18 protein-coding genes are annotated in these 15,508 nt (G+C 72.9%); 13 read left to right on the top strand and 5 right to left on the bottom strand.

Annotation, left to right across the window (positions count from 1 at the left end):
- Positions 1–4: 4 nt before the first annotated feature.
- Both ligD (O7607_RS10285) and ligD (O7607_RS10280) read left to right on the top strand, forming a co-directional pair.
- Positions 5–943, top strand: a complete 939-nt coding sequence (gene ligD / locus O7607_RS10285; protein ID WP_269702712.1) for a non-homologous end-joining DNA ligase — start codon at positions 5–7, stop codon at positions 941–943.
- Entirely contained in the window at positions 933–1,847 is a 915-nt protein-coding gene (gene ligD / locus O7607_RS10280) for a non-homologous end-joining DNA ligase (RefSeq protein ID WP_269702710.1), read from the top strand. The genes ligD (O7607_RS10285) and ligD (O7607_RS10280) overlap by 11 nt, the downstream gene beginning before the upstream one ends.
- Here the strand turns inward: ligD (O7607_RS10280) and O7607_RS10275 are convergent.
- Both O7607_RS10275 and O7607_RS10270 read right to left on the bottom strand, forming a co-directional pair.
- Positions 1,774–2,928, bottom strand: coding sequence for a hypothetical protein (locus O7607_RS10275; protein WP_269702708.1), 1,155 nt, complete (start codon positions 2,926–2,928; stop codon positions 1,774–1,776). The genes ligD (O7607_RS10280) and O7607_RS10275 overlap by 74 nt on opposite strands.
- Positions 2,929–3,023: 95 nt before the next feature.
- A complete protein-coding gene (locus tag O7607_RS10270) occupies positions 3,024–3,398 on the bottom strand; it encodes a DUF4267 domain-containing protein (RefSeq protein WP_269702707.1) in 375 nt (124 codons plus the stop codon).
- A gap of 87 nt (positions 3,399–3,485) precedes the next feature.
- Here O7607_RS10270 and O7607_RS10265 point away from each other — a divergent pair, with 87 nt between their 5' ends.
- From O7607_RS10265 to O7607_RS10235, 7 genes are all read left to right on the top strand, one after another.
- Positions 3,486–4,064, top strand: coding sequence for a TetR/AcrR family transcriptional regulator (locus O7607_RS10265; protein ID WP_269702706.1), 579 nt, complete (start codon positions 3,486–3,488; stop codon positions 4,062–4,064).
- A 27-nt stretch (positions 4,065–4,091) separates the two neighbouring features.
- Positions 4,092–4,790: a TIGR03089 family protein gene (locus O7607_RS10260; RefSeq protein WP_269702704.1), complete on the top strand. Its 699-nt coding sequence runs from the start codon at positions 4,092–4,094 to the stop codon at positions 4,788–4,790.
- 380 nt (positions 4,791–5,170) lie between these two features.
- A complete protein-coding gene (locus O7607_RS10255; RefSeq protein ID WP_269702702.1) occupies positions 5,171–6,028 on the top strand; it encodes a GNAT family N-acetyltransferase in 858 nt (285 codons plus the stop codon).
- On the top strand, positions 6,021–6,323 hold the full coding sequence (locus O7607_RS10250; protein WP_269702701.1) for a hypothetical protein: 303 nt from the start codon (positions 6,021–6,023) through the stop codon (positions 6,321–6,323). Before O7607_RS10255 ends, O7607_RS10250 begins: the two co-directional genes overlap by 8 nt.
- A gap of 27 nt (positions 6,324–6,350) precedes the next feature.
- The gene (locus O7607_RS10245) at positions 6,351–6,596 is read left to right on the top strand and encodes a toxin HicA (protein ID WP_269702700.1); all 246 of its coding nucleotides are present in this window, start codon (positions 6,351–6,353) and stop codon (positions 6,594–6,596) included.
- Complete coding sequence (locus tag O7607_RS10240; protein WP_269702699.1) at positions 6,596–6,937, top strand: type II toxin-antitoxin system HicB family antitoxin; 342 nt, start codon at positions 6,596–6,598, stop codon at positions 6,935–6,937. The genes O7607_RS10245 and O7607_RS10240 overlap by 1 nt, the downstream gene beginning before the upstream one ends.
- Before the next feature lie 143 nt (positions 6,938–7,080).
- A complete protein-coding gene (locus O7607_RS10235) occupies positions 7,081–8,034 on the top strand; it encodes a zinc metalloprotease (RefSeq protein ID WP_269702698.1) in 954 nt (317 codons plus the stop codon).
- Between the two features lie 48 nt (positions 8,035–8,082).
- Here the strand turns inward: O7607_RS10235 and O7607_RS10230 are convergent, their stop codons facing one another.
- Positions 8,083–9,762, bottom strand: a complete 1,680-nt coding sequence (locus O7607_RS10230) for a DNA repair helicase XPB (RefSeq protein WP_269702697.1) — start codon at positions 9,760–9,762, stop codon at positions 8,083–8,085.
- Between the two features lie 173 nt (positions 9,763–9,935).
- On the opposite strand from O7607_RS10230, the gene O7607_RS10225 reads away from it, so the two are divergent.
- Both O7607_RS10225 and O7607_RS10220 read left to right on the top strand, forming a co-directional pair.
- Complete coding sequence (locus tag O7607_RS10225; RefSeq protein ID WP_269702696.1) at positions 9,936–10,811, top strand: L,D-transpeptidase family protein; 876 nt, start codon at positions 9,936–9,938, stop codon at positions 10,809–10,811.
- Positions 10,812–10,934: 123 nt separating this feature from the next.
- Positions 10,935–11,171 carry a hypothetical protein gene (locus O7607_RS10220; protein ID WP_269702695.1) on the top strand — a complete coding sequence of 79 codons (237 nt, stop codon included), beginning with the start codon at positions 10,935–10,937 and terminating at the stop codon, positions 11,169–11,171.
- Between the two features lies 1 nt (position 11,172).
- Here the strand turns inward: O7607_RS10220 and O7607_RS10215 are convergent, their stop codons facing one another.
- Positions 11,173–13,635 (bottom strand): helicase-associated domain-containing protein, encoded by a 2,463-nt coding sequence (locus tag O7607_RS10215; RefSeq protein ID WP_269702694.1) that lies wholly within the window; start codon positions 13,633–13,635, stop codon positions 11,173–11,175.
- Between the two features lie 37 nt (positions 13,636–13,672).
- Between O7607_RS10215 and O7607_RS10210 the strand changes: the two genes are divergently transcribed.
- Both O7607_RS10210 and O7607_RS10205 read left to right on the top strand, forming a co-directional pair.
- Positions 13,673–14,296 (top strand): HAD family hydrolase, encoded by a 624-nt coding sequence (locus tag O7607_RS10210; RefSeq protein ID WP_262015387.1) that lies wholly within the window; start codon positions 13,673–13,675, stop codon positions 14,294–14,296.
- A gap of 28 nt (positions 14,297–14,324) precedes the next feature.
- A complete protein-coding gene (locus O7607_RS10205; RefSeq protein ID WP_030503574.1) occupies positions 14,325–14,711 on the top strand; it encodes a cold-shock protein in 387 nt (128 codons plus the stop codon).
- On the opposite strand, the gene O7607_RS10200 is transcribed toward O7607_RS10205, so the two are convergent.
- A complete protein-coding gene (locus O7607_RS10200) occupies positions 14,672–15,502 on the bottom strand; it encodes a 1,4-dihydroxy-6-naphthoate synthase (protein WP_269702693.1) in 831 nt (276 codons plus the stop codon). The genes O7607_RS10205 and O7607_RS10200 overlap by 40 nt on opposite strands.
- Positions 15,503–15,508: the final 6 nt, after the last annotated feature.

Raw genomic sequence — 15,508 nt, 5'->3', positions numbered from 1 at the left:
GGAGGTGCCCGGCGCGCCGTTGAAGCCGATGCTCGCGACGACCGGGCAGCTCCCGGCCGGCGCCGCCTGGGCGTACGAGTTCAAGTGGGACGGCGTCCGCGCGCTCGCCGACATCTCCCGCGGCGACAGGCACTTCTACGCCCGCTCCGGCGTCGAGATCACCACCGCGTACCCGGAACTGCTGAACCTGGCCGAGCAGGTAGACGACGCGCTGCTCGACGGCGAGGTGGTCCTCTTCACCGACGGGCAGCCCTCGTTCACCGCGCTCGCCGAGCGGATGCACGTGCGTAACCCGGCCAAGGCGGCGCGGCTGGCGGCGACCGTACCCGTCACGTACATGATCTTCGACCTGTTGCGGCTGGACGGCGTCGACCTGACCGCCCGGCCCTGGCGGGAGCGGCGGGCGGCGCTGGAGTCGCTCGGGCTCGGTGCCGCCCGGTGGGCGGTGCCGCCGGTCTTCGGCGACGGCCCGGCCACCTACGCGGCGGCCGGTGAGCACGGGCTGGAGGGGGTGATGGCCAAGCGGGTCGACTCGCTCTACCGGCCCGGCGTGCGCTCGCCGGACTGGGTGAAGGTCAAACTGGAGGTCACCGGCGACTTCGTGGTCGGCGGCTGGCGACCGGGCGCGCGACGCATCGGCGGTCTGCTGGTCGGCGTGCCCGGCCCGGACGGGCGGCTGATCTACCGGGGGCGGGTCGGCGGCGGCATCGGGGCGGCGATCGAACGGGAACTGCTGCGCGAACTGGAACCGCTGCGGTCCACGGCGACGCCGTTCGCCGCCGGTGTGCCGCGCGAGGATGCCCGGGGCGCGATCTGGGTAACTCCCCGAGTCGTGGTGGAGGTCAAGTACGGCCAGCGCACGCCGGACGGCCGGCTGCGCTTCCCGCGCATTCTGCGCCTGCGCCCGGACAAGCCGCCCGAGGAGGTCGAAGATGCCGGCTGAGCGGCTCAAGGTCGAGGTCGAGGGACGCTCGCTGGAACTGTCCAACCTGGACAAGGTGCTGTTCCCGAAGGCCGGCTTCACCAAGGGCGAGGTGATCGACTACTACACACGGATCGCCCCGGTGCTGCTGCCGCACCTGCGCGACCGCGCGCTCACCCGGATCCGGTTCCCCAACGGCGTCGACGGCGGCTCGTTCTTCGAGAAGAACGCACCCGCCGCGACCCCCGGTTGGGTACGCACCGAGAACCTGCCCGCCCCCGGTTCGACGAAGGGGCGGGAGACGATCGACTACGTGGTCTGCGACGAGTTGGCGACACTCGTGTGGCTGGCCAACCTGGCCGCGCTGGAACTGCACACTCCCCAGTGGAAGATCGGCACCCACCCGGACATGATGGTCGTCGACCTGGACCCGGGCGCCCCGGCTGCGCTCAAGCAGTGCTGCCAGGTGGCGCTGCTGATGCGCGACCGGCTGACTTCCGACGGGATTTCCTCGTTCCCGAAGACGTCCGGGAAGAAGGGCATGCAGCTCTGCTGCCCGATCGCCGGCACGCAGGACGCCGAGATCGTCTCCGACTACGCCAAGCGGATCGCGCAGGAACTGGAGCAGGCACACCCGAAGCTGATCGTGTCGAAGATGGCGAAGAACCTGCGCCCCGGCAAGGTCTTCATCGACTGGAGTCAGAACAACGCGGCGAAGACGACAGTGGCGCCGTACTCGCTGCGGGCCCAGCCGGTGCCCTCGGTGTCGACGCCGCTGACTTGGGACGAGGTGGAGGCCGGAGCGGCGGGGAAGCGGCCGTCGACGCGGCCGTACACGGCGGGCGAGGTGCTCAAGCGGGTGGAGAAGGAGGGCGACCTGCTGGCGCCGCTGCTCGACGGCGGTCCCGAGCTGCCCGCCCGCTGACCCGCCACCACGCGCCGCCCACGAGCAGCAACACGATCACGCTGATCGCCACGTCACCCACCAGCGCCGCCGACGGGCTCGCCGGGGCATAGGTCGGCACCGTGTACGCGAGCGCGGCCGCGACGACCAGGCCGGCCGAGCCGGTGGCGAGTACGTGCCGCTGCCCCCAGCCGGGCCGACGGGACCAGCGCGTGAGCAGGGCGGCGGCGACCGCGGCGAGCGCGAGGGCGAGTACGACTCCCGGCCGGCCCGGGGCTATCCCGGAACCCAGGTACGCCCCCACCACGACCAGGGCGGGCCAGACCGGCCGGGGCGGGCCGGATTCGGTGCGGGATCGGCCGGCGCGCATTGGTTCGGTGGACGCCGGCACGGGCGTTGGTTCGGTGGACGTCGGTGCGTGCGTTGGTCGGGCGGGCGTCGGTGCGTGCGTTGGCGCGTCGGGTGGGGGCCCGGCGTGCCGGCGGCGGAGCAGTGCGGCGGCGATCAGGGCCAGCGCCACGCCGGTGGCGAACGCCAACTGGGCCGGCGAGGCCAGGAAGTTCTTGCGGCCACCGTCGTCGGCGAACACCAGCAGGCTGCCGCCGAGCCAGAGCAGCGCCGCCGCGACCAGCCCTGGTCGGCCCAGCCAGGGCCGCGCCCGGCGGCCCGCACCGAGGTACGACTCGACGAGCGCGATCGGCGCGCAGATGGTCAGCACCACGTGGTTGCCCACGTAGTCGACCGCCTGCCGGGCGCTGAACCCGAGGCCGGGCACCAGCGTGGCTTCCGCAGCGGCCCGGGTGCCGGCGAACTCGGTGTCGTCCAGGAACCCGGGGTTGAACAGTGACTGGTCGACCAGGCCGGCCTGGATCACGCCGAACGCGGCGGCGAGCAGCGCGATCCCCGGCCAGCCGAGCCCGAGCCGCCGGGCCGTCTCGCGGATCAGCAGCGCCGCTCCGCCGTACATCGGGGCGAGCACCAGCACGACGAACGGCATGCCGGTGAGGGTGAAGCCGCCCCAGGAGCACTCGGCGGTCCACGGGGCGAGCAGCAGCAACGCGATCGGCGGCACCAGCCGCCCACGCCGAGGTTCGGTCGTCATGCCCGCACGGTCCCGCAGCCATCCAGCCCTTTGATACGGCCGTCGGGCGACCGGACCCGCGACCAAAGTCGACAGCTGCGGACCGGTGGGTCCGGCTAGAGCGCGAACAGCAGGGCGGCGCTGACGAGGACGACCACGGCGGTGGCGAAGTGGACGCCGAAGGCAACCGCCCGGGAACCACCGTGCCGCAGCACGATGACGGTGTCGCCCAGCGGCGCCAGCGCGACGACGAGCATGAACCAGGCGACGGCGTCGGCGCTGGTGAAGGCGATCAGGGCGAGGCCGACCAGGCCGTAGGTGAGGTCACGCATCCCCTTGACCGTTAGGTACGCCGGATCTCCTGTCCCCTCCGCGGCCGGGACGCCGTAGCCGGCGGCGGCGGCTCGGGGAGCCAGGAGGAAGCGTGCGCCGATCAGGACGATGAACAGGCTGAGGACGACGGCGAGCCCGTAGGCGATGGGGGTGAGCATGTCGGCTCCGATTTCTAGCAGTGCTAGGTGTGAGAGCGAAGCTAGCAGAGCGTCGATAGATTGGCTAGCGATGCTAGAGTTCTGGTCATGTCGATTCGGGCGCGCCGGGAGCGGGAGCGGGCGGAAAGGGAACGGGCGATCGTCACCGCCGCCCGCGACCTGGCCGAGTCGGAGGGCTGGGACGCGGTCACCACCCGTCGGCTGGCCGCCGAGATCGAGTACAGCCAGCCCGTCCTCTACAGCCACTTCCGGGGCAAGGACGCCATCATGGCGGCCGTCGCCTTGGAGGGCTGCGCCGAGTTGGCCGTCGAGCTCGCCGCCGCCCGGGCCGCCGCGACCGACCCGCGGGCCGCGGTGGCCGGCATCGCCACGGCGTACGCCGCGTTCGCCGAACGCCGGCCCGCGCTCTACGACGCGATCTTCACCCTCCCTGTCACCCTCTCCTTCGCCAGCCAGGACACCCCGGTCGAACTGGTCCGGGCCTTCGCCGAGCTGGCCGAGACGCTGCGTCCGTTCGCCGGTGACGACGACCTCGAGACGTTCACCGAGACGTTCTGGAGCGGGCTGCACGGCCAGGTCACGCTGATGCGCGACGGCCGTCTGCGGCGGGCGGAACACGCGCGGCGGCTGGCCCTCCTGGTCGACCGGTTCACCCGGCTAGGGTGAGCTGACCGCCAGGGAGGAGCACACCCGATGGCCACCCGCGCACCCGCCGCCGTCGCGACCGACGAGCCGCTGCTGACCTACCTCGACGACGCCACCGGCGAGCGCACCGAGCTGACCGGGCCGCAACTGGGCGAGTGGACGGCCCGCAGCGCCGGACTCCTGCGCGACGGGTGCGGGCTGCGCCCCGGCGACCGCGTGGCGGTGCTGCTGCCGCCGCACTGGCGTACCGCGGCGGTGCTGCTCGGCGCCTGGTCGGTCGGGTTGACGGTGTCGTTCCGTCCCCGCGCTCTGGCCGGGCTGCCGGTGCTCGAGCCGGGCGCGGACCGGCCGTACGACGCGGTGTTCGTGACCCCGGAACGCCTTGACGACTGGCTGGAGGACGTACCCGAGGGGACACACCGCTACCTGGTGGGCACCGGGCCGGGGTCGCTCGGCGAGGTGCCGCCCGGCTGGCTGGACTGGTCGGCCGAGGTGCTGCGGCACCCCACCGACCCGCCGGACTACACCGCCGTCGACCCGTCCGGCCCGGCCACGGCGGACGGCACCAGCTTCGGCGCGTGGCGACGCCTGGCCGCCGAGATCGCCACCCAGATGGACCTGCATCCCGGTGACCGCCTCGTGGTCGACCCGACCGAGGACGAGCAGCCCTTGAAGTGGCTGCTGGCCCCTCTGTCCGCCCGAGCCACAGTCCTGATCCACGCCACCTCCGCCTCTTCGCCTCGCTGATCTTGCAGTTGCGGCCCCTCAGGTGCCGGTTTTGTGGCTCTTGCCGAGGCCGTAACTGCAAGATCAACGGCGTTCCTGGCGTCTCGCGTCGACCCCCGACACCCTCGTCTCTCGCTGCGGGCGGCGAGGTGGCCGCGCGCGGCTCTCGCCCGGGCTGCCCACGTACTCGCGTTGATCTTGGAGTTGTGGCACCTCGCGTAAGTCGCGAAGCGGGCATCTGAGGCGCCATAACTCCAAGATCGGCGCGGGTTGGGCGGGCGGCGGGGTGGGCGGCGAGCGGGGTGGGCGGGTGGGGAATCTGGTTGACCGTGGGGGACCGGGTGGGGCCTACTGCGTCGGAGTGCTGGACCGTCGGGTCGGGCGGAGTGGCGGGAGTGGGCGTGGGTGGGACGGATGCGCTTCTGTGGCGGGAGTTCGGCGACGACGACCTGCCCGCGCTGACCGGTCTGGCGCAGGCGTGCCTCGCCACTGACGGCGGGTTGCCGCTGTTCGGGCGTACCCCGTTGGTGCGGGCGCGGCTGCTGCAGACGCGTACCCATGGGGCGTGGTCCGGTGACGACCTGGTCGCGGCCGTCGGGGTCGGCGCCGGGCGGACGCCCGCCACCGCCACCGGCCTGGTGCACCCGGCGTGGCGCGGGCGTGGGCTCGGCGGCGCGCTGCTGGACTGGGCCGAGAAGCACGCCGGCGACGGAGGGCTGCTGGTCACCACGGAGACGTGGACCGCGGGCGCGGAGGAGCTGCTCACCACACGCGGCTACACGCGGACGTTCCTGGAGTGGGTGCTGCGGCACGACCTCGACGCGTTGCCCGAGGTCGCCGCACCGGACGGGGTGACGGTGGAGCCTGCCGCGCTGGGGCCGGAGCTGTTCGCCACCTACCGCGCGTCGTTCGCCGACCGGCCCGGATTCGTCGAGCCGGAGGCCGACGAGTGGCTGGGTGACCTGCGCGACGACGAGGACTTCCGGCCGGAGCTGACGCTGCTCGCGCGCGGCCCGGACGGCGCGGCGGCCGGCTTCGTCACGGTGCTCGACAACTGGATCGACCAGATCGGCGTGGTGCCCGGGTGGCGCGGGCGGCGAGTCGGCGCGTACCTGGTGGCGCGTGTGCTGCGCGGCCTCGCCGACGCGGGCGCGGACGCCGCGTGGCTCTGCGTGAACGACGACAACCCGGCGGCCGGGCTGTACCGGCGGCTCGGCTTCCGCGACTTCGGCCGCCGCGCCCGCTACCTCCATGACTGACCAGACGCGGGAGGCCGTCCTGCGTGGGCTAGCGGCATTGCGGGCGCAGGGCTGCCCGATCGTCGCCGATCCCCGGTGGGACGAACGGGTTGCCGACGTCGGCGTGCGCCGCTGGCGCAGCGTCGCGCGCCGGCACCGGGGGCGGCGGCTCAGCCGGGACCAGCGCATCCAAGATCTGGTACGCGGACTGGTCGCCGCGTTCGAGCCGGACCGTGCGCTGGTCGGGCCGCTGGTACGCGACTACGAGCGCGTGGCGCGGGTGATCGCCGACGCGATGACACCGATGGACCCCTAGTGGTACTACTGGCGGTACCATGGTCTGGTGCCGTCCATAGCCAGGCTCGTTGAAGCGATGCGCAAGAGCCAGCAGAACGTCGCGTACAACGATCTCTATCGGGTCTGCGAACACTACTTCGGCAAGCCGCGGCAGGCCGGCACGTCGCACGCCGTGTTCAAGATGCCGTGGGCGGGAGACCCGCGCGTCAACATCCAGGACGACAAGGGCAAGGCCAACGCCTATCAGGTACGGCAGGTGCTCAAGGCGATCGACAAGAAGGAGGCCATGTGATGTCCGAGTCCCGTCCCGAGATCTCGCACTACACGTACCGCGTCACCTGGTCCCTCGAAGACCTGGAGTTCGTGGCCACCTGCGCCGAGTTCCCGTCTCTATCCTGGCTCGCCAGCACCCAGATCGAGGCGCTCCAAGGGCTCCAGGAGATGCTGCGCGAGGTGATCGCGGACATGGCGGAAGAGGGCGAGCAGATCCCCGAGCCGCTGTCCGAGCGCAGGTACTCGGGCAAGTTCAACCTGCGGGTCGGGGAGAGCCTGCACCGCGAGTTGGCCATCCACGCCGCCGAAGAAGGCATGAGCCTGAACCAGTACTTGCTGAGGAAGCTCAGCGCCGCCTGACCCGCCCCAGGACGGGCCTCCCCGCCGGGCACTGTTGCCGAGGCCCATTGACGTGGTCTTATGGCGGGACGACGACGTCATCGACCCGCAGCTTTGACAACCCCGCGTCGGTACTCCTTTCATGCCTTCCGAAAGGTGCAACGATGCACAGGAAACCGACGATCCACCTGGCAGTGCTCGTCGCTGCCGCCGCCACCTTCCTGACCGCCGGGGGAGCCTCCGCCACGCCCGCACCCGTGGCCGCCTCGCCCGCCGCCGCCGAGTGCGAGCCCGGCGCCGACAACCACAGCGCCGCCCGGGTACGCGAGGGCGCCACCGCCAAGGAGCCCGCGCTCTACTCGACGAACGAGGCCAAGGCGTACGGCGTCATCAAGGACTCGCCGCGCCTCGCAAACGGCAGCGTCACCGTGCCGACGATCTTCCACATGATCTCCGACCACGAGCTGAGCGCGGCCGAGAAGGCCCGCTGGAACACGCTCATCTCGGCGCAGATGACGGTGCTCAACGACTCGTTCGCGGGTCGTACCGCGGCCGACGCGTCGGACACGCCGTTCCGCTTCTCGCTGGTCGACACCACCTGGACCGTCAACAGCACCTGGTACACGGTGGTGCCGGGCAAGAACGAGCGGGACATGAAGAAGGCGCTCTACACCGGTGACTCGCGCACGCTGAACGTCTACGCGGCGAACATCGGGGACGGGCTGCTCGGCTGGGCGTACTTCCCGAAGGGCTACAACAACGGCCGCGACTACATCGACGGCGTGGTGATGCTCGACGAGTCGATGCCGGGCGGCACGGCCGGCAAGTACGCGCTCGGCGACACGCTGACGCACGAGGTCGGGCACTGGCTGATGCTGGAGCACACGTTCGCGCACGGCTGTTCCGCGTCCGGCGACTTCGTGGCCGACACGCCGCGTGAGGCGGCGCCGCAGTTCAACTGCCCGATCGGGGCGGACACCTGCACCGCGCCGGGGCTGGACCCGATCCACAACTTCATGGACTACACGCAGGACTCCTGCATGAACATGTTCACCCCGGGCCAGGCCGACCGGATGAGCGACGCCTGGGTCGCGTTCCGCGCCAGCGGCAAGGGCTGACCGCGGGACCGGGCGGGCCGCGCCACAGCGGCCCGCCCGGCACGCCGGTCAGTCGACTGTGGGCAGCGGCGGTCCGAGCACGTCGTCGGCGTCCACGATGGTGTACGCGTACCCCTGCTCGGCCAGGAACCGCTGCCGGTGCGCGGCGTACTCGGTGTCGATGGTGTCCCGGGAGACCACCGTGTAGAAGTGCGCCTGCCGGCCGTCGGCCTTCGGCCGCAGCACCCGGCCGAGCCGTTGCGCCTCCTCCTGCCGGGAGCCGAACGTGCCGGACACCTGGATCGCGACCGCCGCCTCCGGCAGGTCGATGGAGAAGTTGCCGACCTTCGAGAGCACCAGCGTCCGCAACGAGCCGGAGCGGAATGCGTCGAACAGCCGCTCGCGTTCCTTGTTCGTGGTGGAGCCCTGCACGATCGGCGCGTCCAGGTATTCGCCGAGCTGGTGCAGCTGGTCGAGGAACCCGCCGATGACGAGGACCTGCTCGTCCGGGTGCCGGTCCACCAGCGCCCGCACCACAGGCAGCTTCGTGCGGGCGGTGGCAGCCATCCGGTAGCGCTCCTCGGCCTCCGCCGTCGCGTACGCGAGTCGTTCGGCGTCGGTGAGCGTCACCCGTACCTCGGTGCACTCTGCCGGGGCGATCCAGCCCTGCTGCTCGATGTCCTTCCACGGCGCGTCGTACCGCTTCGGGCCGATCAGGCTGAACACGTCGCCCTCGCGGCCGTCCTCGCGTACCAGAGTCGCGGTGAGGCCGAGCCGGCGGCGGGCCTGGAGGTCCGCCGTGAAGCGGAAGATCGGCGCGGGCAGCAGGTGCACCTCGTCGTAGACGACCAGGCCCCAGTCGCGGGCGCCGAACAGGTCCAGGTGGGTGAACGCGCCGCCGCGCCGCGAGGTGAGCACCTGGTACGTGGCGATGGTGACCGGGCGGATCTCCTTGCGCTCGCCCGAGTACTCGCCGATCTCCTCCTCGGTCAGCGACGTGCGGGCGATCAGCTCCCGCTTCCACTGCCGTCCGGCCACCGTGTTGGTGACCAGGATCAGCGTGGTCGCCTTCGCCTCGGCCATCGCCGCCGCGCCGACGAGCGTCTTGCCGGCGCCGCAGGGCAGCACCACCACGCCGGAGCCGCCGGCCCAGAACGCCTCGACGGCCTCCCGCTGGTACGACCGCAGCGTCCACGGCTTGCCGCCGTCCTTACCGGACTCGGCCAGCTCGATCGGGTGCGCCTCGCCGTCCACATACCCGGCCAGGTCTTCCGCCGGCCAGCCCAGCTTGAGCAGCGCCTGCTTGAGCCGGCCCCGCTCGGACGGGTGCACCGCGATCGTGTCGTCGTCGATCTTGGTGCCGAGCATGCCGGCGAGCTTCTTGCTCTTGGCCACCTCGATCAGCACCACCCGGTCCAGCGCGCGCAGCACCAAGCCGTGCACCGGGTCGTTGGCGAGCTGGAGCCGGCCGTACCGGTCCATCGTCTCGGCCACGTCGACGAGCAGCCCGTGCGGCACCGGGTAGCGGGAGTATTTGATCAGCGAGTCGACCACGCCCTCGGCGTCGTGGCCGGCGGCCCGCGCGTTCCACAGGCCCAGCGGCGTGAGCCGGTACGTGTGCACGTGCTCGGGGGAGCGTTCCAGCTCGGCGAAGGGCGCGATCGCCATCCGGCACGCCTGCGCGTCGGGGTGATCCACCTCCAGCAGCAGCGTCTTGTCCGACTGCACGATCAGTGGTCCACCGCTCACGCCAGCGTCCTCTCGCATCGCCCGGAACCCCCGCCCAGACCCCGGCTGACCTGCCGCAGGCCGACCATCCAGTGTTGCACGCCGGAGGGCGCCGCAAAAAAGTCTCGCTGGACAGGCAACGTCATACTCGTCCCACACGTCTAGCAATCGGGACGACTGTCCAGGGAGGGCCCATGCAGCGTGTCCGGTTTCTCGCACGGGCCACCGCCCTGGCGGTGGTCGTGCTGGTCGGTGTCGGCGCCTGCGCGCTCGATCCGCAGGCGGACGGCGCCGGGGGGAGCACCCCCGGCCCGGTCGGGCTGACGGAGGGCGCATCGGGGGCGAGCGCGTCGCCCACGCCGGAACAGCCGGTCACGTCCCCGTCGGCGCAGCCGAGCCGGACGGCCTCGCCGAAACCCTCCCGGTCGCCGGAGGCGACGAAGACGACGAAGCCCAAGCCGAAGCCGAGCGCGTCCGCCGGGTGCCCGCAGGGGGAGCACCAGCGGGCCGTGGAGACGTACCTGACCCGGCTGGGCGGCTTCGGGACGCTGACCGTGGACGGCGAGCAGTCCGCCGCCGACTGCGCGGCGATCAAGAAGTTCCAGGTCCGGTACGGGATCAGCCCGTCCTCCGGTCGCGCCGGTCCCACCACGTACGACGTGGCGAAGCGGCTCGCCGCCACCGACACCGCGCGGTGCAAGGCCGGTTCCCGGCTCACCTTCTGCGTCGACCTGACCCGGCAGACGGTCTGGGCGATGCGCGGCGGGAAGGTGGTGATGGGTCCGACCGTCACCCGCACCGGCATGTCGGGTTACGCCACCCCGGCCGGTACGTACTCGGTGGGCCGGAAGAACCCGCGCGAGTGGTCCAACCCGTACGAGGTGTGGCTGCCGTACTGGCAGCAGTTCAACGGCGGGATCGGCTTCCACGAGACCACCACCTACCTGCACAACGGCGCGATCGGCTCGCACGGCTGCGTGAACCTGCTGCACCGCGACGCGGTACGCCTCTGGGAGCTGGGTTCGGTCGGCACCCGCGTGGTCGTGATCGGCCGCCGCCCCGGCACCTGAGCACGCCGGAACCCGTCCCACCCGTGACCGGACCGCCCGGATCAGGGTTTTAACCCCTGTCCGCGCGCTCCGGTTGGTGTAACCCTGGAAGCCGGGTCCATGCCGGGACGGGGAGGGGCTGCCATGACCGTTGACCAGGACGTGCTTCCCGAGGACGAACGGGCGCGGCAGCAGGAGGTGCCCACGGCGGTGGTGCTCGCCTACGCGGCTGCCGCCGCGGGGGTGTTCGGCTGGTTCCTGTTCGGGCTGCTCGTGCAGCAGCAGGGCTTCGTCGACTCGGTGGGTGAGGCGGCCGGTACCGCGTTCGCGTTGCTGCTGGCAGTGTCGGTGATCGGCACGCTGCGCCGCAACGGGGAGTAGCTCACTCCTCCAGCACCGCCGCCGTGATCCGGTGCAGGGCGAACGTGTGCAGCATCTCCGTCCGGTCGTCCTCGGCGCGCAGGTAGCCGGCACCGATCGACACCGGCCGGACCAGCCGGGACGCGGTCGCCCCGTGCGCGTCGACGTAGCCCACCCAGACCAGCGCCTTGTCCCGTACCGCCTGCTGGAGCACCGCCAGCGCGTCGCCGTGCCCGGACACGGGCGCCGGACCGGCCGCCGCCGGGCCGCCGCGGACCACCGCCGGGGCGCGCCGGGCCGCCCGGGCCGCCGCCTCGCCCCGCCGGATCTGCTCCACCACGCCGAGCAGGCGGGGCATCGGCAGCTTCGGCGTGGCGAGCGGGTCGACCGCACGACCGATCGCGGTACGGGCCGGCGCCCGCCGGGTCTTCGGCCGCGCCAGCACTGTCGCGCCACTGGCGTCCTCGGGCACCGGGGCGTACCCGGCGTCGCGCAACGCGGTGAGCATCCGGTTGACCTGGTACGGGGTGACCAGCACCGTCGGCGCGAGCCGGCGGAACGCCAGCGGCTCCAGTCGCCGGTCCGCCTGCACCTCGCTGAGCAGCGCCTCGTCGTCGCTGCGCACGTACGCGCCGGACGAGCCGACGCGCAGCCCGCCGTGCTTGCGGGCCACGTCGTCGACCAGGTAGGTCAGGCCCTGCGGCACCGGGGTACGCGAGCGGCGGCGGAACAGCGCGTGCAGGTCGTCGGCGGTGTAGCCGGCGTCCAGCGCCCGCCTGATGCTCGCCGTGGTGACCCGGTGCACGCTGGCTCCGCCGGCCGACTCGTGCTCGGCCACCACGTCCAGTTCGGCGGCGAGCGCCGGGTCGGGCGGGCCGGGCACCACCACCGTCAGGTCGGCCTGCACCAGCACGTGGTCGACCGGGGCGGGCAGCAGCCCGTCCAGCGCCCGTACCGTCGTCGAGGCGTCGCCCGACTCGGCGTCGGAGCGCAACCCGAGGGGGTCGTCACCGCGCTCGTCGGCCTCGGTCAGCTCGGCGAGCAGCAGCCGCCCGTACGTGGTGAGCGCGCCGAGCCCGGTCACGCCCAGCGTGGCGGCCTCGGCGAGCACCTCCCGGTGCGCCGTCTCCCGGCCCCGGGCCCGCCGTGGCGCACGCCAGTCCAGCAGTTCCAGCACCTCGTCGATGGTCGGCGCGGTGCCGGCCGGCAGGTCGGCCAGCACGGCGAGCACCGCACGGCGGGCGGCCGGCGCACCGGCTCGTTCCGCCTCGGCGGAGAGCACCGAGATGGGCCGGTCCCGGTCGTCGCGCTGCCCGATCAGGCCGGCCTGGCGGGGCATCGACATCCAGGCGCGGGCGAGCTGCTCCCAGCGCTGGGCCAGCGACACCGCGCGCCACACCTCGTACCCGCCGGTGGGCAGGATCTGCTGGTCGCCGCCGTACCGGGTGGTGGCCGCGCCGGTCAGCTCCATCTCCCCGGTCAGCCCGGCCGCGTACGCCACCTCGAACAGCAGCGCGGTGGTCGTCTCGTCCAGCCCGAGGCCACGGGCGAGCCGCCGCAGGTCGCGAACGCCGACGCCGCCGGAACGCAGCACCGGGGCCGGTTCGGCCGTCAGCGCCTCCAGCATCGCCTCGGTGTGCCGGACCACCTCCATGGTCTGCCCGGCACCGGCCGAGTCGACGGACTTGACCTCGCGCGGCGGGCCGGACACCACCGGCGGGCTGGTGCGCAGCGGGCCGAGCGGACCGGAGTCGCGGCGCAGCACCAGCCCCACCTCGCGGGGCAGCTCGACGGTGCCGTTGCGGCCGCCGGACATCCGGACCAGGAGCCGATGCTCGACCAGCCAGCGGATCGGGGAGCCGGTCGGCGCGCCGCCGTTCACCAGGTCGGGCGGGAGCACGTCCTCGGCGCCGGTGGCGGGGGCCTCCAGCGCCCCGGGCGCCACGGTCCCGACCGGCGGCCCGGCGGCGAGCCGGTCCAGGACCGCCCGGGCCGAGGGCGGCGCGGACAGCAGCGTCCGCCGCAGCTTCGCCGGGTCCGCGCAGAGGGCCGCCGCGCGCGGGTCCAGCTCCGCCGCCGGTCGGCCGAGCCCCGCCGGGTACGGGGACACCTCGTCGATGCCACCGGCCACGCACAGGGCGTGCTCGGGGCCGTACAGCAGGAACCGGGCCCGGAGGCGGTCGACGGCGGCGCGGACCGCTGTGGGTGCGGGCGGGTGCGGCCCGGCGGTGGCCATGGCCAGGATCTGGTCGGTGGAGGTGGTGCCCTCGGGGCCACGGGTGAGCCGGGCGGCGTCGAGGATTCCGAGGGTGAACTGGTCCAGCCCGTCGAGCACCCGGGCCACGGAGACCCGGGACTGGGCGCGCAGGGCGAGGGCGGACACGTCGGCCGGCACCGGCACGACGAGGTCCGGCCGCAGCTGGAGCAGGGCGGCAAGCGACTCGTCGGGGAGGGCCCGCAGGTGGTCGGCGAGTGAGGTGGTCATCGTCGTACCACGCTAGCCCGCTGGGTAGGTTCTCGGCATGCCTCCGCTGATGGTCGGCTTCGACCTCGACATGACACTGGTCGACTCCCGCCCGGGGATCGCCGCCGCGTTCCGGGCGCTCACCGCCCGCACGGGGGTGCACGTGGACGGGGAACTGGCCGTGTCGCGGCTGGGCCCGCCGCTGCGGACCGAGCTGGCGCACTGGTTCCCGCCGGAGCGCGTCGAGGAGGCGGTGACGCTCTACCGGGAGCTGTATCCGGCGTACGCGATCACCCCGACCGTGCCGATGCCGGGTGCGGAGGCCGCGCTGCGCGCGGTGCAGGCGCGCGGCGGCCGGACGATGGTGGTGACCGCGAAGATGGGCCGGCTGGCGAAGCTGCACCTGGACCACCTCGGGCTGCCCGTGGACGAGCTGGCCGGGGACGTGTTCGCGGAGCAGAAGGCGGTCGCGTTGCGCGAGCACGGCGCGACGCTCTACGTGGGCGATCACGTGGCCGACATGGCCGCCGCGCGAGCTGCGGGAATCCCAGGCGTGGCAGTGGCGACCGGCCCGTGCTCGGCCGACGAACTGACCGAGGCCGGGGCGTACCTGGTGCTTGATGATCTCGTCGAATTCCCGAGGGCGCTGGACCGGATCATCGGGCTAGCCTTGGAGGGGTAGACGGTTCGAGTGGAGCGGGGTTCAACAGGTGCCGACGGGTCGAGTGAAGTGGTACGACGCCGCCAAGGGGTACGGGTTCGTCACCAGTGACGAGGGTGGCGACGTGTTCCTGCCGAAGGGCGCGCTACCGGCGGGTGTCGCCGACCTGAAGGGTGGCCAGCGGGTCGATTTCAGCGTGGTCGACAGCCGGCGGGGCGCCCAGGCGATGGGGGTCAAGCTGCTGGAGGCGCCGCCGTCGGTGGCGGAGCTGCGCCGCCGGCCGGCAGAGGAACTCCACGGCCTGGTGGAAGACATGATCAAGGTGCTGGAGGCGAAGGTCCAGCCGGACCTGCGCCGGGGTCGCTTCCCGGATCGGAAGACCTCCCAGAAGATCGCTCAGCTGGTCCACGCGGTGGCGCGCGAGCTGGAGGTCTGAGGGACGAGCCCGGCGTCGGCGGCCCGGCCCAGCAGCGCCTCCACGGCGGCGAAGCCGGCCTCTCCCAGGTCGGCGGTGAACTCGTTGACGTAGAGGCCGATGTGCCGGTCCACCACGTCGGGCTCCATCTCCTGCGCGTGCGCGAGGACGTACTCGCGGCTCGCAGCCGGGTCGGCCCACGCCTGGCGTACCGACTCGCGGATCCAGGCGGCGGCCTCGACCGGTTCGACAGCGCCCCGGCGGGCCAGGATCGCGCCCAGCGGGATCGGCAGCCCGGTGTCGCCCTCCCACCACTCGCCCAGGTCGACCAGCGCGGTCAGCCCGTGCCGCGGGTAGGTGAAGCGCGCCTCGTGGATGACCAGGCCCGCGTCGTACCGGCCGGCGGCCACGCCCGGCATGATCTCGTGGAACGGCACCACCTCGATGCGCGCCGGGGCCTGCCCGGCCGCCCAGAGGCGGAACAGCAGGTACGCGGTGGTCCGCTCGCCGGGCACCGCCACCGTCGCGCCGGACAGGTCGGTCCGGTCACCGCGGGTCAGCACCAGCGGGCCGCAGCCCCGGCCCAGCGCGCCGCCGCAGGGCAGCAGGTGGTAGTCGTCGAGCAGCCACGGCAGCGCGGCGTAGCTGACCTTCACCAGGTCGAACGCGCCCCGCTCGGCGGCCGTGTTGGTGACGTCCACGTCCGCGTACGTCACCTCGACCGGCGGCGCGCCCGGCACCCGGCCGTGCACCAGGGCGTCGAAGACGAACGTGTCGTTGGGGCAGGGGGAGATCGCCAGGGAGAGCGCCACGGTCCC

This window comes from Micromonospora sp. WMMA1949 (assembly GCF_027460145.1).
GTDB lineage: Bacteria > Actinomycetota > Actinomycetes > Mycobacteriales > Micromonosporaceae > Micromonospora.
Note: the sequence above shows the minus strand (reverse complement) of the source record. Positions and strands in the feature narration are given on the sequence as shown.

Coding starts and splice junctions, on each gene's coding strand:
- O7607_RS10240 (WP_269702699.1), top strand. CDS start 6,596: ATGTCCGAGTCCCGTCCCGAGATCTCGCACTACACGTACCGCGTCACC.
- O7607_RS10215 (WP_269702694.1), bottom strand. CDS start 13,635: ATGACCACCTCACTCGCCGACCACCTGCGGGCCCTCCCCGACGAGTCG.
- O7607_RS10225 (WP_269702696.1), top strand. CDS start 9,936: ATGCAGCGTGTCCGGTTTCTCGCACGGGCCACCGCCCTGGCGGTGGTC.
- O7607_RS10265 (WP_269702706.1), top strand. CDS start 3,486: ATGTCGATTCGGGCGCGCCGGGAGCGGGAGCGGGCGGAAAGGGAACGG.
- O7607_RS10220 (WP_269702695.1), top strand. CDS start 10,935: ATGACCGTTGACCAGGACGTGCTTCCCGAGGACGAACGGGCGCGGCAG.
- O7607_RS10250 (WP_269702701.1), top strand. CDS start 6,021: ATGACTGACCAGACGCGGGAGGCCGTCCTGCGTGGGCTAGCGGCATTG.
- O7607_RS10275 (WP_269702708.1), bottom strand. CDS start 2,928: ATGACGACCGAACCTCGGCGTGGGCGGCTGGTGCCGCCGATCGCGTTG.
- ligD (WP_269702710.1), top strand. CDS start 933: ATGCCGGCTGAGCGGCTCAAGGTCGAGGTCGAGGGACGCTCGCTGGAA.
- O7607_RS10260 (WP_269702704.1), top strand. CDS start 4,092: ATGGCCACCCGCGCACCCGCCGCCGTCGCGACCGACGAGCCGCTGCTG.
- O7607_RS10235 (WP_269702698.1), top strand. CDS start 7,081: ATGCACAGGAAACCGACGATCCACCTGGCAGTGCTCGTCGCTGCCGCC.
- O7607_RS10210 (WP_262015387.1), top strand. CDS start 13,673: ATGCCTCCGCTGATGGTCGGCTTCGACCTCGACATGACACTGGTCGAC.
- O7607_RS10270 (WP_269702707.1), bottom strand. CDS start 3,398: ATGCTCACCCCCATCGCCTACGGGCTCGCCGTCGTCCTCAGCCTGTTC.